The following is a 23,765-nucleotide window of genomic DNA, read 5'->3' on the forward strand; positions in this document are numbered from 1 at the left end:
ACTACCTACGTTTCCTGCCCGGGGGCGAGTCCGAGCTCCTCCGCGCGGACCGCGGCATGGCGCCGGGTGGGTGCGTCCAGCTTGTCCAGGATCGCGCGGACGTGGTTGTCGACGGTACGCACGGACACCACGAGCCGGGCGGCGATCTCGGCGTTGGTCAGGCCCTGGGCCAGCAGCCGCATGACCTGCAGCTGGCGCTCGGTGAGGCCCGCGGGGTTGCCGCGGGTGGCGGCGACGGGGCCGCGCGGAATGCGCTTGACGCCCAGCGCGCGCAGCTCGGCGCGGATCAGCCGGGCCAGTGGCTCGGCGCCCAGGGCGTCCAGCTCGGCGAGCGCCTCGATCTTGTCCGCGGGGTGCGGACTCTCCGCTACGGCGGCGGCGTGCTCGTAGGGGCAGCCGGCCGACTGCCACAGCGCCGCCGCCTCCCGCCAGTGGCCCCGGGCCTGGAGGGCGTACGGGTGGTCGCAGTCGTCGAGCGGGACGGGCCGGCCGGCTTTGGTCAGCCAGTAGCCGAGCTCCGCCCGGTAGGGAATCCCGGTCAGGTGGCGGGCCTGGGCGTGGACGGGGGTGACGGTCTCGATCACGGCGGCGCGGTCGCCGCGCAGCCAGGCGGCCTCGGCCAGCGCGGCCGCCACGGGTCCGGTGCGCTGGAGTTCCCGGGTGCGTACGGCGATCTCCTGGGCCTCGGCGAGGAGTTCACCGGCGCCGGGGCGGCCGGTGCGGGTGCGCACCCGGGCCAGCACGGTCAGCGCCGGGGAGCGTGCGGGCAGGAAGTCGTGGATGCCGAACTCGGCGTGCCGCTCGGCGCCGTCCCAGTCGGCTGCGGCGAGCCGGCGGATGGCCAGCTCGACGTGGAGGTACGTGAGGAAGCCGAGGTGTTCGGCGCGGTCGGCGAGATCCATGGCGGGGCCCAGATAGCGGTCGGCCTCGGTGTACTGGAGGTTGTCCAGCAGGGTCCAGATGAGGTTGGCGTAGGCGCGGCAGGCGTGTTCGACCTCGCCGGCGGCCAGGGCGACATGGAGGCTCTCCTCCAGCTGCTTGCGGCCGTCGGGGTCGCCGCCGCGCCAGCGGGCCGTGCCGACGTTGTTGAGCGCGTGGGACAGGATCGCCGTGTCCTCGGTCTTCTGCGCCAGGGTGATGGCGCGCTCGCCGTGCTCCACCGCCTCCGGGTAGCGATCGGAGAGCATCCGGAGCTGGGCGATGTTGCTGACGGCGAGGGCGAGGAGCCGGTCGTCGCCCGCGTGCTCCAGCACGGTCACGGCCTCGCGGGCGGCGTCCTGCGCCTCGTCGGCGTCCCCGGCCCACCAGTGGATGCGGGACAGCCAGCGCAGATCGGCGCCGAGGGCGGGGATGTCGCCGAGCGAGCGGCGCAGGGCGACCGCCTCGCGCTGGGCGGCGACGGCGGCCGCCGAGTCGGCGATGGTGTAACTCTCCACGGCGTAGCGTTCGAGCAGGTCGGCGAGGTCGGGCGGGGCGTAGCGGTGGCGCTGCCCGAGGACGAGCCGCAGCTGGGCGGCGGCCTCGCGGTGCGCGCCCGCCGAGGCGGCGTCCCGGGCGGCGTCGGGTCCGTAGCGTGCGATGGCGTCCTCGTCGCCGGCCTGGGCGGCGTGGTGGACGATACGGGCGGCATCGGCCCCGGGGCGGGCAGCCAGGGCCGCGAGGACGTTGCGGTTGAGCTCGATGCGCCGGGCGGCGGGTACGGCGTCGGCGATCGCGCGCCGGATCAGCTCGTGCCGGAAGGCCACCCGCTCCGGGGCCACGGCCAGCAGGCCGCGCTGTTCGGCCGCCGCGAGGACGGCCACCCCCTGTGTGAGCAGGGCGTCGACGAGCGGGCGCTCCACCGCCGAGGGGACGACGGCGAGCTGTTCCAGCGCGTCCACGGCGGCGGCGTCCAGTCCGCGCAGGCGGGCGAGCACGGCCTCGACGACGGTCGGGGGCACTCCCCCGGTGCCGCCGGCCGCGAGCACCTCGGCGACGAAGAAGGGGTTGCCGGAGGTGACCTCGTACACCTCCGCCGGGTCGAGCCGGCCGGCGCCGCTGAGGGTGCGGACGGCGTCCAGGGACAGCCTGGCCAGCGGCAGACGGTGCACGCGGGGGGCGCGGGAGACCTGGCCGAGGAGGTGGCGCAGGGGGTGTCCGCGGCTCAGCTCGTCGTCGCGGTAGGTGAGCACGAGCAGGGCGGGCAGCCGCTCCATCCTGCGCACCAGGAAGCGCAGCGCGTCCAGGGAGGCCTCGTCGGCCCAGTGCACGTCCTCGACGACGAGTACTGCGGGGTGCGGAGTCACGGCGAGCTCGCCGCGCAGGGCCTCGTAGACGCGCTGACGGTCGCCGCCGTCGGTGACGGCGCGGGCGAGCTCGGTGCCGACGCTGCCGACGAGGTCGCGGAAGGGTCCCAGGGGGCGTCGCGTGGCGAGGTCGTCGCACTGTCCGACCAGGATCCTGGCCTGCGCGGGAAGCCGCTCGGGCAGGGCTCTGACCAGGCTGGACTTGCCGATTCCGGCCTCACCGAAGACGAGCACCACCGAACCGGCCCCGTCCGCCGCCTCCTGTGCGGCCGCGGTCAGCTGGGCCAGCTCGGGCTCACGCTCGAGAATCCCCCGGTCCACGGGGCCGATTCTGCCACCGGGCGCCCGCAATGTCCGTGGCCGCACGATTCCGCGCCAGGGCGGCAGCCCGCTTCTCCACGACGAGGCTCGCCGCACGGCCGGGTCAGGACGGTGTGAGCGGGAGGTCGTCCGTGTAGGCGTTGACCGGTGGCGCGATGCGGTCCGTGCGGTGGACGTCCAGGGCCGCCGGGGCGGTCCTGGTGCCGAGGGTGCCGCCGGGGTGCCAGGTGCCGGTGACGGCCAGCCAGGTGTTGGCGGGTGCGGCGGGAGTGCCGTACATGCGGACCTTGACGGACTGGGAGTCGGCCGCGCAACAGGTGAAGATGATCCGGGTCAGATACCAGCCGCCGCCCTTCTCCGCGGGGGTGACGAAGCCGGTCATGCGGATGCTGCGGCCCCGCACGGCCTGTCCCCGGTCCTGCTGGACCCGGGCGGTGAAGTCCGACAGGGTCATGGGCAGGGGGGTCGTGGCAGGCAGCGGGTCGAAATGCTGTCCCTTCTTGACGGCCTGGTTGTTCGCTCGCGAGGCCGTGTACGCGCCGAGGGCGGGCGGTGCGAAGAAGAGCAGGCTGAGCGCGGGCAGGAAGAGCAGCCAGGCCACGCGGGGGACGGCGGAGTGGTCGTGGTCGTGGGCGTCGGGGACGGCGGAGTGGTCGTGGCCGTCGGCGTGGGGGACGTTGAAGTGGGCGTGGCCGTCGTCCTCGGGGGCCGTGCGGTCGAGGATCGCTCCCGCCAGACCCAGCAGGACGAGCAGCGCGCCGGAGGCGATCAGGACGGGGCGCTGGCCCTCCTTCACGTAGCGCAGGCACAGGTCGGTGAACAGGGCCGCGTGCAGCAGACCCAGGCCGGTCAGGACCAGCAGGACGGCTTGGATGTGGCGCTTCACAGCAGCGCTCCTCCGATCAGGACGCTCGTGATGACGGCCACCGCCGTGGTCGCGGTGGAGAAGCGGAGCGCGAAGGCCCGGCCGAAGGTGCCCGCCTGAAGGGCGATCAGCTTCAGGTCGACCATCGGGCCGACCACCATGAAGGCCAGCCGTGCGGTGGGCGAGAAGCCGGTGAGGGACGCGGCGACGAAGGCGTCGGCCTCCGAGCAGACGGCGAGCAGAACCGCGAGTCCGGCCAGGAAGAGCACCGACATCCAGGGGGAACCGGAGAAGGCGTCGAGGACGGAGCTGGGTACGGCGACATTGAAGGTGGCCGCCGCCATGGCGCCCAGCACCAGGAAGCCGCCGGCCTGGAGGAAGTCGTGCCGGAAGCCGAGGCGGAACTCCTGCCAGCGGCTGTGGCCCGGCCGATGTCCCGTGTGCCGCGCGGTCGGGCGCAGCCAGTCCTCCCGGCCCAGCCAGAGCCACAGCCAGCCCATCACGGCGGCGGTCACCAGGGAGGCCAGCAGTCGGGCGGCGACCATGGCCGGGTTGCCGGGGAAGGCGACGGCCGTGGCGGTCAGCACGATCGGGTTGATCGCGGGGGCGGACAGGAGGAAGGCGAAGGCCGCGGCCGGGGTGACGCCCCGCCGGATCAGGCTGCCGGCGACCGGCACGGAGGCGCACTCGCAGCCGGGCAGGATCGCGCCCGCCATACCGGCCACCGGGACGGCGAGTGCCGGGCGCCGGGGCAGCACCCTGGTGAACAGGTCGGCCGGTACGAAGGCGTTGATCGCCCCCGACAGGACCGTGCCGAGCAGCAGGAAGGGCAGCGCCTGAACGGTGATGGCCAGGCAGACCGTGCGCCACGCCGCGACGGCGGGGCCGTTGAGCCATCCGACGCCGGTGAGTGCGAGGACGGCCGCTATGCCTGCCGCGGCGAGAACGCCGATGGCCCGGGATCGTACGGTGGTGCGGCGCTCCTGCGAGCAGGACGGCGCGAGAAGCGTCGTCTCCTCCGCCACGGCAACCACTTCATCCGCTTTATACATTTCTACTCCGGATGTCGGATTTCGTGGCGAAGATAAGCCAGCTCCCCTCCCCTCACCGTGCGCACACGCCGCCACCGCCGAATGAAGGGCCGCGGCCGAGACCGGACTTGAGCGTGCAGGGCCAGCAGAATCGCGGCGCCCACCGCGATCAGGTGCTCGCGACCGGCCAGATTGGGCACGGCGATCGACTCCCACAGCATGGATCCACCGGTGAGCGTGAACACGATGGGAGCGCGCCGGACGACGGCGACGTAGGTGAACAGGCCCACGACCGCGGCCGAGGGTCCGGTGTCCAGCACCCGCCCGGCCTCGGGGGGCAGTCCCAGCCCGCCCCAGCCGGGCCCGAGCGCGATCATCACGCGCGCCATGAGAGTGCCGGCCAGCGTGGTCACGTACGAGATGAACAGGGTCCTGGACCGGCCCAGCGTCAGCTCGGCCAGCGCGAACGCGAGGAACAGCTGCGTGATCCCTGCCCACACGGGCAGGTCGAGTGCCGGTACGTACAGCGACACCGGGGTGCGCAGCAGGGCCAGCCACAGCGGCAGATCGGCGTAGACACCACCGAGGACGCGGACCACGACCGCGCCGGTCGGCCGCTGCGCCAGCGCATGGAAGAAGATCACGCCGAACGCGGCCACGAACGCCAGGGCCAGTCCGGACAGCCCGCGCCGCACGAGGGTGCGCACCGGCTCGACGACGATGCCGTACCACTCGCCGCGCAGCGTGCGCCCGATGAATCCCGCCGCTCGCCACAGTGCGACGCGCAGCCGCTCACGGGTTCGGACGGCGGGTGGGGCGGCCGGTACGACCGAGGCGACCGGGGCGACCATCGGCCGACCGGAAACCGGCGCGTGCGGGCCCGCCTCGTCCGTGCGCGAGTCGCCGGTGCCTGGTTCGTTCTCGGCGCCGGGCTCGCAGCGCTCCCCCGTGCGTAGCAAGACTCCCCCTGACCCGGCGAAAGTGACCTCAAGCCGCGCAGGTCACGCCACCCCGCCCGAGGACCAGGGGGTGTCCGGCGGATCAGCTGGGCGTCACGGGGCCCGGCACGCACATGGAGCCCCGGTCGGGTCGGCCGAGACGTACTGTCTCCCGCGGCCGCCCTGATCCGCAGGGCACCCGCCTAGGCCCGGCGGCGGGGCTTCCTGCGCTTGGCGCCCTTGGAGACGCCGGAACCGCCTCGCGGGTTGCCCGCCGTGGTCTTCCCCACGGCGGGCTTGCGCCCAGCACCGGACTTGGCGCCGGCCTTCGCCTTGGTACCGGCCTTCGCCTCGCCCTCCGGCTCCGTCGCCTTACGGCCACGGGAGCTGTTGACCGTGCGGCCGCGGACGATGCCGATGAAGTCCTCGACCAGCTCCGTGGTCGCCTCCTCGGGCCAGGCGAGGGCGACGGCGGACTGGGGGGCGTCCACGACGGGCCGGTGGGTGAGGTCCCTGCGGTGGTGGAGGCGGGCCAGCGACTGGGGCACGACGAGGAGGCCGACGCCCGCCGCGACGAGTTCGACGGCGTCCTCTGTGGTCGCGGGGCGCTCGAAGGCGGGCTCGCCGGGCGGGCGGTCCCACTCGAAGACGTCGTCCAGCGGGTGGAAGAGGACCTCGTCCGCGAGATCGGCGACGGTCGCCTCGTCCGCCGCCGTGATCACGTGGTCCTTGGGGACCACGACGACCGTCGCCTCCGTGTACAGGGGGATGGCGCTGAAGTACGTCCGGTCGACCGGCAGGCGTACGAGTCCGGCGTCGGCCTGCCCCGCGCGCAGCACCTCGCAGACCTCGGCGGCCGGTACGGCATGGAGGCTCAGCGGGATGTCCGGCAGGCGTTCGTTCCAGATCCGCACCCACTTGGCGGGCGTCGCCCCCGGGACGTACGCGAGCCTGAACGCGGGGGATGCTTGCGGGTCTGTCACGCTGCCAGGTTACCGGCCGTGGTCGGTGGGCCCGCACCCGCTCGATACCCTTGACCTCATGAAGTCGCACCAGAGCACCCAGACGATGAAGCCCGCGACCGCGGCGAAGAAGCTGGGTGTCTACCTCGAGGCCACCCCCGCCGAGTTCCAGGAGGGCACCGTCTCGCGGGCCGAGCTCGACCAGCTGCAGGCCGATCCGCCCGCGTGGCTGCGTGAGCTCAGGGCCAACGGTCCGCACCCCCGTCCGGTGGTCGCGGCGAAGCTGGGCGTCTCCATCTCCGGCCTCGCCCGCGCCGGCATCACGGACGCCCTGACCACCGAGCAGATCGAGTCGCTGAAGCAGGAGCAGCCCGAGTGGCTGGTCCAGGAGCGCGCCGTCCAGGCCGACGTCCGCAAGGAGGGCGCGCGCATCAAGAAGCGGAACGCGGAGCGCGCGGCGCGCAGCGAGAGCAAGGACTCCTGAGCCGGACCTTCCGCTACGGCGCCCGGCGTAGTCCGCGACGGTCGGTCGCCGTCCGCTGCCGCTAAGTGCACGACGCATCGACCTGACGGTGCGTCACGACGAAGGTCACAAAAGCGTATCGGACATTCCGCCCGTCAACCTTCACACGAGCCGCACAAGTTGGCTAGCGTGGCATCAGGCCGCTCGAGTTCCTCCGGCGAACCCCGTCGGGACGTGCGGCCTCCGCCGAATCCGGTGCGCCCTCGCGGCAGCCGGAACCGGGGACCCAACCGAACGATGGGGTGAATCGGCCCAACTGCCCACCAGGGCAAGGGTCGTAGGGCATGCCTTCCGGAAACGACCGCCCGAACCCGACAGCTAACTCGGTAGGCGGAGTACGGAAGGAGTACGGCTCCCATGGCGCCGGAACGACCATCGCGCTCGGGCGGCTCCGGCCTCCCCGGAGTGCGCAATTCCGCCATCGCCACGGCGGCCCTCACCTCGGTGGCCCTGTTCTCACAGACCGCCGACGCCGCAGCCGCAGGGGACGAGGGTCCCAGCCGCGAAGACGTCCAGCAGCGGGTGAGCAGCCTCTACGACCGGGCCGAGAGCGACACCGGTCTGCACAACATCACCCGGGCGCAGTCGGCCGCTTCGCGTGGCCGCGGCGCCCCGGCCGGCGGTGGCCGCGCCTCGGATCCCGAGCTGGACGCCATCGCGCGGCAGTGGTTCCAGGGAGCACGCTCGGCGCTGGGCCCGACGGTCCCGGCCGCCCTGCCCGCCGACCGCAAGCCCGCCCGGCGCTCGGCGTCCCGTCCGGAGCGCCCCCGGCCCGCGCGCTCCGCGGAAGGTCCGTCCGAGCCCCGCGCCGGCCGTGAACTGGAGTCCGCCGCCCGACCGATGCTCGAACTGCCCGCCGCGGAGAACCGGCAGCGGCCCGTGGCGGAGCTGACGGCCGCCCCTACGACCGCACTGCCCGCCGTTCCGACGCAGCGGCAGGAGGTCTCGGCTCCTCCCGCGGCCCCCGCGCCCGAGCCCCGGCAGGTCACGCTGCGCAGGGCCAAGCAGAACAACCAGCGCAAGATCGCCTCGGCCAGCGACCTGCTGTACCGCTACACCGCCCGGCAGACGTCCGTGGCCCCGCTCACGGCCGCCCAGCCCCAGCAGGCCCAGCTCCCCCAGGCCCCGGCCCCCTGGCAGCCCCAGGCGGAACAGGCCCACCGCGCGGCCGAGGAGGCCTGGCGCCTGCAACAGCCGTCCGTCCTGGACACGGGCGTACCGGCGACGGATGCGGGGCGCATGATGCAGCCGAGCGTGCTGGACACCGGGGTGCCTGCGGCCGAGGCGGCACGCATGACGCAGCCCAGCGTGCTGGACACGGGGGCGCCCGCTACCGCGGACTGGCGCACGCAGCAGCCCGGCGTTCTGGACACCGGCGTCGGCATGCCCATGAGCCAGGACTGGGGCATGCAGCAGCCGTCCGTCCTGGACACGGGCGTCCCCACGGCCGAGGCGGCGCGCATGATGCAGCCCAGCGTGCTCGACACCGGCGTACCTGCCTCGGCGGACTGGCGCACGCCCCAGCCCACGGTTCTCGACACCGGCATCCCCGCCACCACGGACTGGCGCACTCAGCAACCGAGCGTCCTTGACACCGGCGTCGGCATGCCCCTGAGCCAGGATTGGCGCACCCAGCAACCGAGCGTCCTCGACACCGGCGTCGGCATCCCCATGAGCCAGGACTGGGGCATGCAGCAGCCCAGCGTCCTCGACACGGGCGCTCCCACGGCCGAGGCGGCGCGCATGATGCAGCCCAGCGTGCTCGACACCGGCGTGCCCGTCGCCGCCGACTGGCGCACGCCCCAGCCCGCCGTACTCGACCCCGGCGTCCGGGCGGCCGAGGCGCCCGTCGGGACCAAGGCCGACCGGGCCGTCGCCTTTGCTCGTGCGCAGATCGGCAGGCCGTGTCTGTGGGGTGCGGTCGGGCCGGAGTCGTATGACAACGCCGGTCTCACGCAGGCCGCGTGGAAGGCAGCCGGAGTCGCCCTGCCCCGGAGCACGTCCGAGCAGGCGAGTGCCGGCAGAGTGGTCCCGATCGCCGAGAGCCGCCCGGGTGACCTGATCTTCTTCCACGACAACTTCAGCCACGTAGGCCTGTACACCGGCAACGGCCTGATGATCCATGCGCCCGGCCCAGGTTCGGTCATCCGCGAGGAGTCGATCCACAACGCCGGGGAGGCCGCGATCCGCATAGCCGTGCGTCCTGCCTGAGGGTCCTGAGGGGCTCTAGAGGGTCTGCGCGCAGATCAGCGCCGTCGACACAGCCAGTTCCTGCAGTCCTGGTGGCGTCGACGGCGCTGTGCGGTTTCCGGGCATCGGCCGGGGTGGCGATCCGTGGAGGATCTGGCGGCGATGAGTCGTGCGGGGCCGCCGCTCCCCCGCGTCGGCGGCCCCGCACGGTGGGGAGACTTCGCGGCGTCCCCCCTGGCGCCGGGAGCTCCCCCGCTGCGGCCTGCGTCGGGCCGGTGTGCTGGAGTACATCCGAGAACGACGCTGTTGCCCGGATCAAGTCTCGGGCAGCGTGGGCGTCGCCGGTATGGGGACAACTGCGTACGCGGCGGACGAGCGGAGAGGAACGTGACTCAGGTGCCGGGCGATCCCCGGGAACGCATGCTGTCGGTGGCGGTCGCCGCGCTCAACGAACGGGAGCCCGAGCGGCTGTGGCCGCTGGTGGCGGGCGCGCTGCCGGGTCTGTGCGGCGGCGAGACCATGGTCTACAAGCTCGACGACTGGAACGAGTCCGAAGGCACGGTCGGCTTGCCGCCGGCCCTGACCGCCGCGTTCGAAGGGCTCGCGGAGAAGGACGTGGGCCTGTTGCGTGCGGGGTATCCGTTCGTGGCGCGCTACGCGGCCGGGACCGACCGGACACCCCTGACGGCGAGCCGTACCGCCGGGCGCGCGTGGCCGGTGAGCCCGACGGCACGGCTCATCGGTGACGTCATGGACGCGGACGATGTGCTGGCGATTCCGCTGCCGGGCACCACGACGCCGATCACCGGGTGCATGGTCTACCGCTCCGGCAAGGACTTCACCGACGACCACGTACGCACGGCCCAGCAGCTGCAACCGCTGCTGGCCGCGGTCGAGGAGCAGCGGCAACTGCTGGAGCGCCTGCGGCGGGCGACTGCTTCGTCCCTTGCCGGGGGCTCCACTCTTGAGGTCGCCGCGGACTGCGCGCTCACGCCCCGGGAGCTGACGGTTCTGCTGCTGCTCACGGAGGCCCTGACCGCGGCCGCGATCGGGCGCCGGCTCGGCATCTCCGACCGTACGGTCCACAAGCACATCGAGAAGATCTACCGCAAGCTCGGCACCCGTGACCGCATCAGCACGGTCCTGCGGGCGCAGCAGCTGGGGCTGGTCCCCGGTCCCTGAGCCGGTACAGGTCGCGCAGCAGGGCGATCTCCGCGCCGTGGTGCAGGACCTCCTGGTTGACCCACCACACGATGTCGACGAACGGCTCCTCCGGGTCGCTGCCGTGGGGATAGGTGCAGTGGCCGACCGTGTCGAGCGCCGTGTCGTCGGTGCTCAGCAGCGCGTTGCGCCAGGCCGTGACGCCGGTGTCGAAGGCGGTGAGCGCTGCCGCGGCGTCGCCGCTGACCACGTAGTCGTCGCGGGTGAGGCGGTGGCTGCCCGCGGTGTGGTCGGCGCGGAGCCAGAGCATCTCGCTCAGATGACTCAGCCGCCAGGCGAGGGTGGTGAAGGGCGGCGGCCAGGGGTGCGGGTAGGGCGCGGCGTCGCGTCCCCAGGGGCTGTCGGCCCGGCCGGCCAGGTGCGTCGCTCGGGGTCCCGGCCCGTCCCTGCGCCGCCGCACGGACCAGCAGTCCGGTACGGGCTCCCAGAGGTACTCCTCGTCGGTCAGGGCAGCGACCTCGGTGTCCGAGCCGTCCCCGCTGTCCATCACGGGCCCCGTCAGACGGGCGGCGAGGCGCTCGCAGGCGAAGTCGAACTGGTCCAGCAGCGGGGCAAGGCGCGATGAGGTCACCGACACTCCCTTGGCGAGGTCCGACGGCGCCCGGAGGGACCCGGACCGACCGGTCCGCCAGCCTGGCACGACCGGGCGGCGGCCCGCCTCTCGTTTTCCGTCGCCGGTCTCAGCCCTGGCCCTGTCCCGGGCCGATTCCGCCCTTGAGCCGTTCCAGGTCGGAGGGGCGGACCTGGATGGCGAACAGGGCGATCAGGGCGGCGATCACGGTGAAGATCGCGGCCATGACGAAGGCGGCCGAGACACCGGCGGTGAGGACCTTGTCGGACCAGGGGCTCGGGAGCTGTCCCGTGTGCCGGAAACGCAGCCGTTCGGCCGGGGTCGCCTGGGCCAGGAAGCGCGGGATCTGATCGTGCGCCTCGTTGGTGCTGGCCGTGCCGAACATCGTGACCAGGATCGACAGGCCCAGCGAACCGCCCACCTGCTGGGTGGCGTTGAGCAGTCCGGAGGCCGCACCGGTCTCCCGGACGGAGACGTTGGAGAGCGCCATGAGGGTCAGCGACACGAACTGCATGCCCATGCCGAGGCCGAAGATGAGGATCGGGCCGAGGATGCTGCCCGCGTAGGTGGAGTCCACGTCGGTCAGGGTCAGCCAGGCCAGGCCGACCGCGGCGAGGACGGCGCCCAGCACCATGAACGGCTTGGGACCGTATCTGGGCAGGAACTTCGACGCGAGGCCCGCGCCGACGGCGATCACCAGGCTCACCGGCAGGAAGGCCAGCCCGGCCTGCAGGGGGCTGAAGCCGAGCACGTCCTGCACGAAGAGCGTGAGGAAGAAGAACATGCCGAAGATCGCGGCGGAGAGGCTCAGCATGATCCCGTAGGTGCCCGCGCGGTTGCGGTCGACGAACATGTGCAGCGGCGTGATGGGCTGCGGGGACCGGCGCTCGATCAGGATGAACCCGGCCAGTACGACGACGGCGGCGGCGAACGAGGCCAGGGTGAGCGCGTCCCGCCATCCCTCCTGCGCGGCTCTGATGAAGCCGTAGACCAGCAGCACCATGCCGACCGTGGAGGTCAGGGCGCCGGCGATGTCGAAGTGGCCGGCGTGCCGTTCGGACTCCTTGATGACGCGGGGTGCGGCGAGGGCGATGAGCGCGCCGATGGGCACGTTGACGAACAGCACCCAGCGCCAGTTCAGCCACTCGACGATCATTCCGCCCGCGAGCAGTCCGATGGCGCCGCCGCCCGAGGAGACCGCGGCGAAGACGCCGAACGCCCGGTTGCGTTCGGGGCCTTCGCGGAAGGTCGTGCTGATCAGGGCGAGCGAGGTCGGCGAGGCGATGGCACCGCCGACCCCCTGCAGGGCGCGTGCGGCCAGCAGTTGTCCGGAGCTCTGCGCGAACCCGCCCAGCAGGGAGGCCAGCGCGAAGAGCAGGACGCCGAAGACGAACATGCGCCGCCGGCCCAGGATGTCGCCGGTGCGGCCGCCGAGGAGCAGCAGGCCGCCGAAGGTGAGGGTGTAGGCGTTGACCACCCAGGACAGGTTGGTGGTGGAGAAGTCCAGGGCGCTCTGGATGTGCGGCAGCGCGATGTTCACGATGGTGATGTCGAGGACCACCATCAGCTGGCAGGAGGCGATGACGAGCAGCGCCAGGCCGTGTCCGCCGCTGCCCGGTTCCTGGGCGGTGGCTTGTGCTGCGGGCGTTGGCTGTGGGCTGGTGCTCATGGTGCGTCGCGCTCTCAGTGGACGGTGGCGTCCACTGTCCGACCGTACGCTGCCCCGGTGACCGTCACCACTCGGCGGCGGTCACCGCGCTCACGGCTGCGCGGGAGCCCGCCGTCGTGCTGGGCTCATGGCTCATGTACGGGTCTTGTGGGTCATGGCGAACTCGTCCGCCTCGGGCAGGTCGAAGTCGCCGTGGTCGGTGCCGAGCCCCTGCGCCACCAGTGCCGCCGCCGCGCTGCCGAGGACGGCGGCTTCGCGCGGGGTGCGGCCGAGGCCGATGCCGCGCAGGAAACCGGCCGAGAAGGCGTCGCCGCAGCCGGTGGTGTCGACGACGTCCACGTCGAAGGCGGGGACCGTGTCGGTGCCGTCCGGCGTCACCAGGAGCGCTCCGTCGCCGCCGCGCGTGACGGCGACGAGACCGGCGCCGGCCGCCAGGAACTTCCGCGCGCCGGTGACGAGGTCCTGCTCCTCGCTGAAGCCGAGGACCTGGTCGTCGTTGGGCAGCAGGAAGTCGACGTACGGGAGCAGCGGTTCGATCTGGTCGTAGGTGCCGAGCTCGCCCGGGGCGAGGAGGTCCACGGAGGTGACCACGTCGTGTTCCCGGGCATGCGCCAGGATGCGCGCGGCGACCTCGGCGCCCATCAGCTCGGGGCCGCCGAGATGGAGATGGGAGGCCTCGGCGATCGCGTCCCAGGGCACGTCGTCGAGGCCGTAGGTGATGTTGGCGCCGAGCAGGTGGAGGGTGGGGCGGTCGCCGTTGGGGCGGATGGGCAGCACGGTCGCGGAGGTGGAGGTGTCGGTGCGGCGGACGAGCAACTCGGTGTCGATGCCCGCCCGGTCGAGCAGCTGGATGAGCAGGTCGCCGGTCGGGTCGGTGCCGATCGCGCCGGACGTGCGCACCGAGGCGCCGAGCTTGGCGAGGGTGAGCGCGGTGCCGGCGGCCGTTCCGGCGGCGGTCATCCGGATGTCCTCCACGAGTGTGGCGCCCTGGCCCTCGGGGATCTCCTCCACCGGCCGTACCAGTACGTCCAGTACGTGCACGCCCAACGTGACGACCAGCTGTGCCCTCATCGGTTTCCCTCCTGCGCGGGTGGAACGGGGTGGGTGGTGCCGTAGTTGCGGGCGATCGCGGCCTCGACGACGGCGAGTTGCTGGTGTTCGTCGAGGGTCCGCACCGGTCCGAGGGCGGCCGCGTGCTGGTACACGCCACAGGCCCACTCCAGCAACTGGGCGTGCTCGACCGCCTTGTCGAGGGTGGTCGCATGGGTGACCGCGCCGTGGTTGGCCATCAGGGCGGCGCTGCGGCCCTCCAGCGCACCGAGCACCGACTCGGCCAGTTCGGGGGTGCCGAAGGTGGCGTACGGCGCGACGCGCACGGTACCGCCCAGGTTCAGCAACTGGTAGTGGACGCAGGGCAGTTCGTCGAGTACGCAGGACAGGGCGGTGGCCATCGGGGCGTGGGTGTGGACGACCGCGCCGGTGCCGTAGTGCCGGTAGATGCCGAGATGCAGGTCGAGTTCGGAGGTCGGCTCCAGCGTCCCGGCCACGATCTTGCCGTCCAGGTCGACCACCGTCACCTGCTCCGGGGTGAGTCGGGCGAGCACGGCTCCGGTCGCGGTGATCGCGACCCGGTCCTCCACGCGCACGCTGACGTTCCCTGCCGTGCCGATGAGCAGGCCCTCGGCGCCCAGCCGGCGGCAGGCGTCCGCCACGGCGGCCCGCTCCTGACCCAGCACCGCGCTTGAGTCGGTCATATGCGGGAACCTAACCTAAAGGTGAAACAATGTCACGTTCACATTCGGAGGTTGTTTCGTGGGCGAGCCGTCCGCCGCGCACCTGCGCCGCACCCCCCAACAGGCCCGTAGCAAGGCCCGGTTGGCCCGGGTGCTGCGGGCCGCCGAGCGCCTGCTGATCGACGAGGGCGTCGAGGCGCTCACCACGACCCGCGTGGCCGCACGGGCGAAGGTGTCGGTGGGCTCGCTCTACCAGTACCTGCCCGACCGCGAGGCGATCATCGACGCCCTCGCGGCAGGCTACTTCGCCAAACTCGAAGCCGCCATGGACGGATTCGTCGAGGCGGCCACCGCACGGCACTGGGATGACCCGGTCGGTACTCTCGTCGACGAGTTCGCCGCGATCTACCGCGCCGAACACGGCTTCCGTGCCCTGTGGTTCGGCAGCGGTCTGACCGTGCGGACCCGGACCGCGGACCGGGAGCACAAGCGCCGTATGGCCGACGGAATCCGCCGCATCCTCCTCTCCCTCGGCCTCGCCCAGGACGACGAGCGGCTCACCCGGTCCTGCCACGCCGCGGTCCTGGCCGCCGACGCGCTCGCCCAGGAGGCTTTCCGCCGCGACGCGGAGGGGGATGCGGGGCTTCTGGAGGAGGCCAAGGTCATGCTGCGGGGGTATCTCACGGCTATCGCGGCGCGCGGGTGAGGGAGGCAGAAGGGGCTGCAACTGGCGTGCGGCCAACGGGTGCCGGGGTTCACACCACGTGGGCTTCGGGGCGGGTCGCGGCGCCGGTCCGGAAGCGGTCTGCGCTCAGCGGGGAGATGTCGGTGAACGTCTCGCGCTCCAGGTGCAGGTCGCGCAGGATCTCGCCGACGGCGGGGCCCTGGAGGAAGCCGTGGCCGGAGAAGCCGGTGGCGTAGAGGAAGTTGACGAGTTCGCCGGAGCGTCCGATCAGGGCGTTGTGGTCGGGGGTGATCTCGTAGAGGCCGGCCCAGCCGCCCGCGGCCCTCATCTCGGCGAGTTCCGGGGCCCGTTGGCGTAGGGCCTCGCGGAACAGCTCCAGCCACTCGGGTGTCCAGGTGGTGTCGAAGCCGTCGGGCTCGCGGGGGTCGGCGAGGCCGAACAGGAGGCCGTCGTCGCTGTTGTGGAAGTAGGCCGACGAGGTGAAGTCGATGGTGAAGGGGATGCGCGGCGCCGGGGGCACGAGCGGTTCGGTGAAGGCGAGTTGGCGGCGCACCGGCCGCACCGGCAGATGGAGCCCGGCCATGTCGCCGATCCGCGCCGACCAGGCGCCGGCGGTGCAGATGACGGTGGCGCAGTCGATACGGCCGCGGTCGGTGTGGACGGCGGTGACACGGTCGCCGGTGGTGTCGAGGCCGGTGACGGTCGTGTGCGTGGCGAAGGTGACGCCGGCCCGGGCGGCGGCGTCGGCGTAGCCCCGCACGACCAGGACGGGACGGGCATGTCCGTCGGTCGGCGAGTGGGCTGCGGCCACGAGCCCGTCGGTGCTGACGTACGGGCAGAGGCGGCGGGCCTCGTCCGGGGTGATCATGCGGGTGGGGACGCCCAGCGCGTTCTGGGTCCTGACGGCGGACTCGAAGTCGGCGGCCTGCCGCTCGGTGGTGAGCAGGAAGAGATAGCCGACGGTGTCCAGGCGGATGTCCGCGCCGGGGCGGCGCGGGAAGTCCTCGTAGGCGCGCAGGCTCCGGCTGCCCAGCTCGATGTTGAGCGGGTCGGAGAACTGGGCGCGGACCCCGCCGATCGGCTTGCCCGAGCTGCCGCAGGCCAGTTCGCCGCGCTCGACCACGACGATGTCGCTCACCCCGGCCTCGGCGAGGTGGAACGCGGCGCTGGTGCCCATCACGCCACCGCCGATGATCACGACTTCTGCGGTGGCCGGAACGGAGCGGAAGGTGGGTGAGGAGGACAAGGGCCGTCCCTTCAGAGGGGGGCGAGACGCTGATCGGTCGTCTGTCCGTCATCGTGACGCAGTCCGGCCTGTGACGTCCATGAACCGTTGCCGCACCCGCCCTGTCGGTGCCTTGACGCGGGGGTGCGGCTGCCATGGTGGGCGGGGCCCGGTCGAGCCGGGTCGGGCACGGTCGGCGAGCGAGGAGGGAATTCAGCTGTGATCACCATGGTGGAGGGTGCGCCGTCGATGGCGGCGGCCATCGGCGCACTGCGTGCGAGCCTGCTCGGCGGGCTCGACCCGGAGGCAGGTCCGCCACGTTCGGTCGTGCCGGTCGAGCACGGTCAGCTGCTGCTCATGCCCGCCCAGTGGGGCTCGTACGCCGGGGTCAAGCTGGTGACCGTGGCGCCGGGCAACGTGGCCCTGGGTCTGCCACGCATCCAGGGCAGCTACCTTCTGCTGGACGGCGGCACGCTCACCCCGCTGGCCCTGCTGGACGGGATCGCGCTCACCTCCGTCCGGACCGCGGCGGTGTCGGCGGTGGCCGCCGACGCGCTCGCCGCACCGGACGCGAGCAGTGTCGTGGTGTTCGGGACGGGGCCGCAGGCACGGTCGCACATCGAGGCGCTGCGGTGTGTGCGGCCGGTCGAGGAGGTCGTGGTCGTCGGCCGGGACGCCGAGCGCACGCGGGTCTTCGCCGAGGGGGTCGGGGCGCGGGTCGGCGAGGCCGCCGACGTGGCCCGGGCCGACATCGTGGCGTGCTGCACCACGGCGCGCACCCCGCTGTTCGACGGCTCGCTGCTGCGCCCGACCGCGACCGTCGTGGCCGTGGGTTCGCACGAGCCGGACGCCCGTGAGGTCGACGGGAGGGCCGTCGGCCGTTCCACGGTGGTCGTGGAGGCGGCGTCGGCAGCACTGCGCGAGGCCGGCGACGTCGTACTGGCCGTCCAGGAGGGTGCGCTCGATCCCGGCGCGCTGGTGGGTCTCGCCGACGTCGTGCGGGACAGGGCCCAACTGCCGCCGGGGCGGCCGAGGTTGTTCAAGAGCGTGGGAATGGCCTGGGAGGACCTGGTGGTCGCGGCGGCCCATTACGAGGCATCTCGCTCATGACGCCGACGGTCGTCCAGCGGGAGCCTTCCGCAAGCGGGAGCCTGCCGAGCGCCCACGCGTGACGCGCCTCGCGTCAGCCCGGGACGTCCATGCGCTGGGTACCGACCACCGACAGCAGCCGCAGTGCCTCCTCGGACGGTGAGCCGGGTGCGGCGGTGTAGATGACCACGCGCTGGTCGCGGTCGGTGATGTCGAGGACGTCACAGGTGACGGTGACCGGTCCGACGAGGGGGTGCTCGAAGGTCTTGCAGAGGGTGGGCGCGGCGGCCACCTCGTGGGCGGCCCACAGCCGGGCGAACTCCTCGCTGCCGTCGAGCAGTTCACCGACCAGCGCGCTCACCTCCGGGTCGTCGGGGTAGCGCGCCGCGACGGCACGCAGATGCTGCGCCGAGGACTGCACGAACTCCTCCGCGTCCGAGACGCCGTAGAGCCGACGGCCCGGCTGGTGCGGACCGAGGAACGCGCGCCGTACGAGATTCCGGTCCCGGCGGTCGAGCGCGGAGAAGTCCTCCATGAGGGCGGTGGCCAGGTGGTTCCAGGCGATGATCTCGTACGTCGCCGAGATGACGATCGCGGCGGCGTCCGGCAGCCGGTGCAGCAGATCGACGACGCTCTGCCGCACTTCACGCGAAGGGCCGGGCGCGGGGCCGGGCGGGACGCCCGCGAGATGGTGCAGGTGGTCGCGTTCGGCGTCCGACAGGCGCAGGGCGCGCACGAGTTGGGCGAGCACCTCGCGGGAGGGGTGCGGTCCGCGGGCCTGTTCCAGGCGCGTGTAGTACTCGGTGGAGATGTACGCCAGCTGCGCCACCTCCTCGCGGCGCAGCCCCGGGGTGCGGCGGCGCGGCCCGGCGGGCAGGCCCACGTCTGCGGGGGCGATGCGCTCGCGTCGGCTGCGCAGGAAGTCGGCCAGTTCACGTCGGTCCACCGCTCCAGTGTGCGCGCACGGCGAGGGACCGAGCCAGGTACTGCCGGTGCCTGGCTGCGCCGCCAGGCCGGGCACAGGCTGGTCGGCATGGATACGACCACTGCAACGACCCCCTCCACCACGACCCGCGGGCTCCTCGCCGGCAAGGTCGCCTTCATCAGCGGTGCCGGCCGTGGCATCGGTGCCGCCGCGGCCCGGCTGTTCGCCCGCGAGGGTGCCCGGGTGCTGCTCGCGGCGCGTACGGAACCCCAGCTCAAGGCGGTGGTGGAGGAGATCCGGGCGGTCGGCGGCACGGCCGACCACGTCCGCTGCGACCTGGCCGACCCGGCGAGCGTGCGCGCCGCCGTCGACCGGGCCGTGGAGCTGTACGGCCGGCTCGACGTGGCCTTCAACAACGGTGCCACGATCCAGCGGCCCGGCCCGATGGACCAGCTGCCCGAGGCCGACTTCGACCATGTGCTCGCCGTCAATCTCAAGGGCCCGTGGCTGGCCATGAACGCCGAGGTCGCCGCGATCCGAGCGACCGCGGGACGCGGGGCGATCGTCAATACTTCCAGCGTCGGCAGTCTGATGGCCAACCCCTGGCTGCCGGTGTACGGGGCGGCGAAGCGGGCGGTCAACAGCCTCACCGCGTCGGCCGCGGCGACCTACGGTCCCGAGGGCATCCGCGTGAACGCGATCGCGCCCGGCACCACGCTCACCGAGATGATCGACGAGTGGGAGGCGGACTCCCCCGGCATCGTCGACCAGCTCACCGCCCAGACCCCGCTGGGCCGCGCCGCCGACCCGGCGGAGATCGCCGAGGCCGCCGCCTGGCTCCTCAGCGACCGGGCCTCCTACGTCAACGGCACGGTCCTGAGCGTCGACGGCGGCATCAGGGCCTGAGCAGCGCGATCGGCTCGCGTACCGGGCGCGGCAGGGTGCGCAATGTCGCAATCTTGCAGTGTCGCAATGGCGCAATGGGCGGTAACTCGGCTGCGCACGTGTCGAGTTGAGGTCCGAGGCTCTGGCGGCGGCCCGTTCCCGATCAGGACGCCAGGAACTCCGACAGCCCCGTCAGCAGCCGGTCGACGTCCTCCGCGTTGTTGTAGGGCGCGAGGCCGACGCGCAGGCCGCCGGTGTCGCCCAGGCCGAGGTGGCGGGAGGCCTCGATGGCGTAGAACGATCCCGAGGGGGCGTGGACGCCGCGCTGGGCGAGGAAGGCGTACGCGTCCGTCGTGGAGCGGTTGTCGAACGTCAGCAGCAGGGTGGGGGTGCGGTCGGCCGCCCGGGAGTGGATCGTGATGCCGTCGAGGGCGGACAGGCCCTTGTCGAGCTGTGTGCGCAGGCCGTCCTCGTGCCCTTCGAGCGCCGTGAAGGCCGCGTTCAGGCGCTCGCGGCGGGTTCCCGTGGCGTCCGGGTCGAGTCCGGCGAGGAAGTCGACCGCGGCGGTCGTGCCCGCGAGGAACTCGTAGGGCAGCGTGCCGAGTTCGAAGCGCTCGGGGACCTCGTCGGAGGAGGGCAGGAGCTTGTCCGGGCGCAGGGTGTGCAGCAACTCCGGCCGGGCGGCGAGGACTCCGTGGTGCGGGCCGAGGAACTTGTAGGCGGAGCAGACGTAGAAGTCCGCGCCGAGCTGTTCCAGGTCGACCAGGGAGTGCGCGGCGTGATGGACGCCGTCGACGTGGCAGAGCGCCCCCACCTCGTGCGCCAGGCGGGCGATCTCGGGGACCGCGGGCCGGGTGCCGATGAGGTTGGAGGCGGCGGTGACGGCCACCAGGCGGGTACGTCCGGACAGCACGGCGCGGATGTCGTCGGGGGTCAACTCCCCTGTGGCGGGGTCGAATTCGGCCCAGCGGACGGTGACCCCGGCCTGCGCTGCGGCCTGCACCCAGGGGCGGATGTTGGCGTCGTGGTCGAGGCGGGTGACGACCACCTCGTCGCCGGACCGCCAGGTCTTGGCGAGGGTGCGGGAGAACTCGTAGGTGAGCTGGGTGGCGCTGCGGCCGAAGACGATCCCCGTGGGGTCCGCGCCCAGCAGGTCCGCCATGGCCCGGCGCGCCCCGGTCACGATGGCGTCGGCGTTGCGCTCCCCCGGCGCGATCCGTCCACGGTTCGACAGGGGCTGGGACATCGCGTCGGCGATGGCGCGGATGACCGCTTGCGGGGTCTGGGTGCCGCCCGGGCCGTCGAAGTGCGCCGTTCCGGCTGCGAGGGCAGGGAACTGGGAGCGGATGGCGGTGATGTCGTACGTCACGGAAAGCTCCTGTCGCTGCCTGTCGTGCCTGTCGCTACGCGTCGCTGCCTGTCGCTACGTGCTGCCTGTTGCCGCCTTCGCTACCGGGCCGGAGCAACGATCCTGCGCGATCATCGGGGACGTGGCAACCACGCGTCGGGGGCTGTGCGCGGTGGCAGGAGTTGCCCGGCCCGGTCAGCGATCCGCTTCGCTCAGCGGCCGATGCCGTCCAGTTCGGCCAGATCCTCGCCGGACAGGGAGAGTCCGGCGCCGGCGATGTTCTCGCGCAGATGGGCGGTGGACGACGTACCGGGAATGAGCAGGATGTTCGGCGAGCGTTGCATCAGCCAGGCCAGCGCGACCGACATCGGCGTCGCCCCCAGCCGACCGGCGACCTTCGAGAGGGCCTCGGACTGCAGCGGCGTGAAGCCTCCCAAGGGGAAGAACGGCACGTAGGCGATGCCATCGGCGGCGAGGCGGTCCACGAGATCGTCGTCATGGCGGTGGGCGAGGTTGTACATGTTCTGCACGCACACGATCGGGGCGATACCGCGCGCCTCGGCGACCTGCTCCGGCGTGACATTGCTGACGCCGAGGTGCCGGATCAGGCCCTCTCGCTGAAGCTCGGCAAGCGTCTCGAATGCCTCGGTGATCGAGTCGGGCCGGGTGCCCTGGGCATCGCCCATGCGCATGTTGACCAGGTCGAGAGTGTCGACGCCGAGGGACTCGAGGTTCTCGTGGACCTGTTTGCGCAGGTCCTCGGGGCGCCGGGCCGTAGGCCAGCCGCCCTGTGCGTCGCGGGTCGCGCCCACTTTGGTGGCGATGAACAGCGACTCCGGATACGGGTGCAGCGCTTCGCGGATCAGCTCATTCGTGACGCGCGGTCCGTAGGCGCCGCTGGTGTCGATGTGGGTGATCCCGAGGTCGACTGCTTCGCGCAGGACGGCCAGGGCGCCGTCGTGGTCGGCGGGCGGGCCCATGACCCATGGGCCGGCGAGCTGCATCGCGCCGTATCCGAACCGGGTGACGGTCGAGTCACCCAGCGTCCAGCTTCCGCCCGGAAGGGATGATCTTCCGCCCGGAAGGGATGATGCGGAGGGCGTGTTCATCACGGTGCCTTTCACTTCTTGTCACACCAAGCGGGGTGGGGTCGCTCCGACCCCCTTGCATCAGTGTTGGGGAGTTACTTCCTGCCGGGAAGTAGGCACTATGAAGTGCGTAGCTACCCCTGAGAGTGAGAGGCGACCTCGGTGACGACGATGAAGGACGGCAAGACGACAAAGACCGGCAAGAAGGCGCAGACCAAAGCGGAGTACAACGCGCTTCTGGCCATGTGCCCCAGCCGTCAGCTGCTCGACCGGATCTCGGACAAGTGGGTCGTGCTGATCCTGTGCGCGCTGGCCGGTGAGGCGTCCGAAGAGTCCGGCGAGGCCCGCACCCCGAAGGCCATGCGCTACTCGGAGCTCGCCCGGCTCCTGGCCGGCGTCAGCCAGAAGATGCTGACCCAGACCCTACGAGCCCTCGAACGCGACGGCCTGCTCACCCGCACTGTGACGCCGACGGTCCCCGTCACCGTCACCTACGAGCTGACCGACCTCGGCCTCTCGCTCCACCACATGACGCGCGGGCTCCGCGAGTGGGCGCAGAGCAACATGGACCACGTCCTCGCCAACCGCGAGAAGCACGACGCACGAGCTTGATGCGGGGGCGGGCGAGGACGACGGCCTGATCGAAAATGTCTGGCGGTTCGGGCGCGGGTGGGGTTACGCTCCCGCCGATGACTACTCATTCTGTTGCCAGATTGGGGGTCCCGTCCGCGCAAGGTGAGTGCTGATGGCCACTCACACCGCGAACGGGGATTCCTCCCTCTCCTTCTGGCCGCGCGTGCGCGAGTTCGCCGTGCCGCCCTCCATGATCGAGACCGCTACCGCCCGGCGCCGCGTCGGCGACTGGGCAGGCGCGTGCTCCGCCGCAGGCATGGACGTGGACCTGAGCCTGCGTTCCCTGACACACAGTCACGGCCGTGCGCTCATGGCCCAAGTGCGTGCCGATCTACGGCAGTTGGCGCCCGACCTGCTGCGCTGGCACATGCCGAGGATCGCTCCCGACGGGCTGCTGCGACCCGGTCTGACGATCGCCCTGGCCCGCTACGCCGCAGCGGAACGGGACGAGCCGGGTCCACTGCACCTCGTGGTCCGGACACCACCGGCCTGGGCGGACGCCGGACAGCGCATCAGCCTCGGTCTGTGGGACGGTTCCCACCCCGAGGCGTACGCCCGCCGCCATCCGCATCCTCGCCCCGGCCGACGCTTCCGTCTCGACCTGCACCGGCATCTGTGGGACGCGAGCAGGGCCGACGAGTTGCGCTCGCGGTCAGGGGTTGATCGGCCGGTCGACCACGAACGCGCGTTGTCTGAAAGGGAGTTGTCGGATCCGGAGTTGCCGGAGTTGCCGGAGACGGTTCCCCACCGGGATCGCTGCGCCCTGAACCGCTGGGCCGCCGAGGCGGGGATCGTGCTCCGCGCCGAGGGGCGACAGGAGGCGGGCGGTTCCGTTCTCGTACGGCTCGGGGGCCGGCACCGGCTGGTTCTGGACGTACCGTCCGCGGGGCGGGCACCTGTCGTACGGCTCGCAGACAGTGCCAAGTCCGAACGGGGGCACGGTTCCTCACTGCCGGTGCTCCCCGACGCGGCGACCTGGGTTCCGCCCGACGTGGAGTTGCTGCGCGCCGGTGCGATCGAACCCGGTCGGCTGCATCCGCTGGTCGCCGCCGCGCTCGTTCCGGACCACTCGCCCGGACCGGCCGGTCCTGCCGAACTGCCAGAAGCCCCACGCCTGGTGGATTGCCGTGGCGTACCGCACCGGATCGGTCTGGTCGACGGGGTGCTCGCCCCGCTCGACCACGATCCGGACGAGATCCGGCGCGAGGAACTGCTGGTCGCGCTGACCGGTACGCCGCTGCCCTGTCTGCGCGCGATCGACGAAGCACACCGGCGCCCGGACTGTCTCACCGGTGTCCGCGAACGCCTCGACCACGGCGACATCGCCGGTGCGCTGGCCGTGGTGGAGGGGCTGCTCGGGCCCGAAGCGGTGCTGCGCGATGGCCCGTTGCGGGCCGAACTCGAGGCGGCCGCCCAACGCCGGATCACCTACGGCCTGTTCCGGGCGGGCCTGATCGGCACCGCCCACCGGCCTCCACGTCTGCGTCCCGACGACCCGTGCCGCACCCGGGACAACCGAGCGCATCCGCGCCACGCCTCCCACCGCTGAACCACCCTCACCCGCCGCCGAACCACGAC

21 protein-coding genes and 1 riboswitch are annotated in these 23,765 nt (G+C 72.4%); of the genes, 8 read left to right on the plus strand and 13 right to left on the minus strand.

Annotated features, from left to right (window positions below; genetic code table 11):
- Nucleotides 1-5: 5 nt before the first annotated feature.
- From JYK17_RS00155 to JYK17_RS00175, 5 genes are all read right to left on the minus strand, one after another.
- Nucleotides 6-2,606, minus strand: coding sequence for an ATP-binding protein (locus tag JYK17_RS00155; RefSeq protein ID WP_108009461.1), 2,601 nt, complete (start codon nt 2,604-2,606; stop codon nt 6-8).
- 103 nt (nt 2,607-2,709) lie between these two features.
- Nucleotides 2,710-3,492: a TIGR03943 family putative permease subunit gene (locus tag JYK17_RS00160; protein WP_222809507.1), complete on the minus strand. Its 783-nt coding sequence runs from the start codon at nt 3,490-3,492 to the stop codon at nt 2,710-2,712.
- Entirely contained in the window at nt 3,489-4,523 is a 1,035-nt protein-coding gene (locus tag JYK17_RS00165) for a permease (protein ID WP_234547402.1), read from the minus strand. The genes JYK17_RS00160 and JYK17_RS00165 overlap by 4 nt, the downstream gene beginning before the upstream one ends.
- A gap of 2 nt (nt 4,524-4,525) precedes the next feature.
- On the minus strand, nt 4,526-5,353 hold the full coding sequence (locus JYK17_RS00170; RefSeq protein ID WP_234548432.1) for a hypothetical protein: 828 nt from the start codon (nt 5,351-5,353) through the stop codon (nt 4,526-4,528).
- 290 nt (nt 5,354-5,643) lie between these two features.
- A complete protein-coding gene (locus tag JYK17_RS00175; RefSeq protein WP_222809508.1) occupies nt 5,644-6,423 on the minus strand; it encodes a LysR family transcriptional regulator substrate-binding protein in 780 nt (259 codons plus the stop codon).
- A gap of 58 nt (nt 6,424-6,481) precedes the next feature.
- On the opposite strand from JYK17_RS00175, the gene JYK17_RS00180 reads away from it, so the two are divergent.
- From JYK17_RS00180 to JYK17_RS00190, 3 genes are all read left to right on the plus strand, one after another.
- Nucleotides 6,482-6,886 carry a DUF5997 family protein gene (locus JYK17_RS00180; RefSeq protein ID WP_128803865.1) on the plus strand — a complete coding sequence of 135 codons (405 nt, stop codon included), beginning with the start codon at nt 6,482-6,484 and terminating at the stop codon, nt 6,884-6,886.
- Nucleotides 6,887-7,099: 213 nt separating this feature from the next.
- A riboswitch (cyclic di-AMP (ydaO/yuaA leader) is annotated at nt 7,100-7,274 on the plus strand.
- An 8-nt stretch (nt 7,275-7,282) separates the two neighbouring features.
- On the plus strand, nt 7,283-9,136 hold the full coding sequence (locus JYK17_RS40945; RefSeq protein ID WP_308011617.1) for a C40 family peptidase: 1,854 nt from the start codon (nt 7,283-7,285) through the stop codon (nt 9,134-9,136).
- Between the two features lie 366 nt (nt 9,137-9,502).
- Nucleotides 9,503-10,297 (plus strand): LuxR C-terminal-related transcriptional regulator, encoded by a 795-nt coding sequence (locus JYK17_RS00190; RefSeq protein WP_234547404.1) that lies wholly within the window; start codon nt 9,503-9,505, stop codon nt 10,295-10,297.
- Here the strand turns inward: JYK17_RS00190 and JYK17_RS00195 are convergent.
- From JYK17_RS00195 to JYK17_RS00210, 4 genes are all read right to left on the minus strand, one after another.
- Nucleotides 10,248-10,907, minus strand: a complete 660-nt coding sequence (locus tag JYK17_RS00195; RefSeq protein WP_181362403.1) for a DinB family protein — start codon at nt 10,905-10,907, stop codon at nt 10,248-10,250. The genes JYK17_RS00190 and JYK17_RS00195 overlap by 50 nt on opposite strands.
- Nucleotides 10,908-11,016: 109 nt before the next feature.
- Nucleotides 11,017-12,576 carry an MFS transporter gene (locus tag JYK17_RS00200; RefSeq protein WP_234547405.1) on the minus strand — a complete coding sequence of 520 codons (1,560 nt, stop codon included), beginning with the start codon at nt 12,574-12,576 and terminating at the stop codon, nt 11,017-11,019.
- Nucleotides 12,577-12,708: 132 nt separating this feature from the next.
- Nucleotides 12,709-13,647: a carbohydrate kinase family protein gene (locus tag JYK17_RS00205; protein ID WP_108009473.1), complete on the minus strand. Its 939-nt coding sequence runs from the start codon at nt 13,645-13,647 to the stop codon at nt 12,709-12,711.
- Entirely contained in the window at nt 13,644-14,330 is a 687-nt protein-coding gene (locus JYK17_RS00210; protein ID WP_108009475.1) for a class II aldolase/adducin family protein, read from the minus strand. The genes JYK17_RS00205 and JYK17_RS00210 overlap by 4 nt, the downstream gene beginning before the upstream one ends.
- A 58-nt stretch (nt 14,331-14,388) precedes the next feature.
- Here JYK17_RS00210 and JYK17_RS00215 point away from each other — a divergent pair, with 58 nt between their 5' ends.
- On the plus strand, nt 14,389-15,015 hold the full coding sequence (locus JYK17_RS00215) for a TetR/AcrR family transcriptional regulator (protein WP_128803863.1): 627 nt from the start codon (nt 14,389-14,391) through the stop codon (nt 15,013-15,015).
- Nucleotides 15,016-15,064: 49 nt separating this feature from the next.
- On the opposite strand, the gene JYK17_RS00220 is transcribed toward JYK17_RS00215, so the two are convergent.
- Nucleotides 15,065-16,240, minus strand: coding sequence for an NAD(P)/FAD-dependent oxidoreductase (locus JYK17_RS00220; protein WP_222809509.1), 1,176 nt, complete (start codon nt 16,238-16,240; stop codon nt 15,065-15,067).
- A 207-nt stretch (nt 16,241-16,447) separates the two neighbouring features.
- Here JYK17_RS00220 and JYK17_RS00225 point away from each other — a divergent pair, with 207 nt between their 5' ends.
- Nucleotides 16,448-17,329: an ornithine cyclodeaminase family protein gene (locus JYK17_RS00225; protein ID WP_206660268.1), complete on the plus strand. Its 882-nt coding sequence runs from the start codon at nt 16,448-16,450 to the stop codon at nt 17,327-17,329.
- A gap of 73 nt (nt 17,330-17,402) precedes the next feature.
- On the opposite strand, the gene JYK17_RS00230 is transcribed toward JYK17_RS00225, so the two are convergent.
- On the minus strand, nt 17,403-18,254 hold the full coding sequence (locus JYK17_RS00230; RefSeq protein WP_128803861.1) for a helix-turn-helix transcriptional regulator: 852 nt from the start codon (nt 18,252-18,254) through the stop codon (nt 17,403-17,405).
- A gap of 87 nt (nt 18,255-18,341) precedes the next feature.
- On the opposite strand from JYK17_RS00230, the gene JYK17_RS00235 reads away from it, so the two are divergent.
- Complete coding sequence (locus JYK17_RS00235) at nt 18,342-19,139, plus strand: SDR family NAD(P)-dependent oxidoreductase (protein WP_108009485.1); 798 nt, start codon at nt 18,342-18,344, stop codon at nt 19,137-19,139.
- 142 nt (nt 19,140-19,281) lie between these two features.
- On the opposite strand, the gene JYK17_RS00240 is transcribed toward JYK17_RS00235, so the two are convergent.
- Both JYK17_RS00240 and JYK17_RS00245 read right to left on the minus strand, forming a co-directional pair.
- Nucleotides 19,282-20,487, minus strand: coding sequence for a cysteine desulfurase-like protein (locus JYK17_RS00240; protein WP_222809510.1), 1,206 nt, complete (start codon nt 20,485-20,487; stop codon nt 19,282-19,284).
- Between the two features lie 191 nt (nt 20,488-20,678).
- A complete protein-coding gene (locus tag JYK17_RS00245) occupies nt 20,679-21,575 on the minus strand; it encodes an aldo/keto reductase family oxidoreductase (RefSeq protein WP_108009489.1) in 897 nt (298 codons plus the stop codon).
- Nucleotides 21,576-21,725: 150 nt separating this feature from the next.
- On the opposite strand from JYK17_RS00245, the gene JYK17_RS00250 reads away from it, so the two are divergent.
- Together JYK17_RS00250 and JYK17_RS00255 are read left to right on the plus strand one after the other, a co-directional pair.
- The gene (locus JYK17_RS00250) at nt 21,726-22,166 is read left to right on the plus strand and encodes a winged helix-turn-helix transcriptional regulator (protein ID WP_108010136.1); all 441 of its coding nucleotides are present in this window, start codon (nt 21,726-21,728) and stop codon (nt 22,164-22,166) included.
- A gap of 133 nt (nt 22,167-22,299) precedes the next feature.
- Entirely contained in the window at nt 22,300-23,736 is a 1,437-nt protein-coding gene (locus JYK17_RS00255; RefSeq protein ID WP_128803859.1) for a hypothetical protein, read from the plus strand.
- Nucleotides 23,737-23,765: the final 29 nt, after the last annotated feature.

The organism is Streptomyces plumbidurans (assembly GCF_019857225.1).
GTDB lineage: Bacteria > Actinomycetota > Actinomycetes > Streptomycetales > Streptomycetaceae > Streptomyces > Streptomyces plumbidurans.

Coding starts and splice junctions, on each gene's coding strand:
- JYK17_RS00165 (WP_234547402.1), bottom strand. CDS start 4,523: ATGTATAAAGCGGATGAAGTGGTTGCCGTGGCGGAGGAGACGACGCTT.
- JYK17_RS00170 (WP_234548432.1), bottom strand. CDS start 5,353: ATGGTCGCCCCGGTCGCCTCGGTCGTACCGGCCGCCCCACCCGCCGTC.
- JYK17_RS00180 (WP_128803865.1), top strand. CDS start 6,482: ATGAAGTCGCACCAGAGCACCCAGACGATGAAGCCCGCGACCGCGGCG.
- JYK17_RS40945 (WP_308011617.1), top strand. CDS start 7,283: ATGGCGCCGGAACGACCATCGCGCTCGGGCGGCTCCGGCCTCCCCGGA.
- JYK17_RS00200 (WP_234547405.1), bottom strand. CDS start 12,576: ATGAGCACCAGCCCACAGCCAACGCCCGCAGCACAAGCCACCGCCCAG.
- JYK17_RS00205 (WP_108009473.1), bottom strand. CDS start 13,647: ATGAGGGCACAGCTGGTCGTCACGTTGGGCGTGCACGTACTGGACGTA.
- JYK17_RS00210 (WP_108009475.1), bottom strand. CDS start 14,330: ATGACCGACTCAAGCGCGGTGCTGGGTCAGGAGCGGGCCGCCGTGGCG.
- JYK17_RS00225 (WP_206660268.1), top strand. CDS start 16,448: ATGGTGGAGGGTGCGCCGTCGATGGCGGCGGCCATCGGCGCACTGCGT.
- JYK17_RS00235 (WP_108009485.1), top strand. CDS start 18,342: ATGGATACGACCACTGCAACGACCCCCTCCACCACGACCCGCGGGCTC.
- JYK17_RS00245 (WP_108009489.1), bottom strand. CDS start 21,575: ATGAACACGCCCTCCGCATCATCCCTTCCGGGCGGAAGATCATCCCTT.
- JYK17_RS00250 (WP_108010136.1), top strand. CDS start 21,726: ATGAAGGACGGCAAGACGACAAAGACCGGCAAGAAGGCGCAGACCAAA.
- JYK17_RS00255 (WP_128803859.1), top strand. CDS start 22,300: ATGGCCACTCACACCGCGAACGGGGATTCCTCCCTCTCCTTCTGGCCG.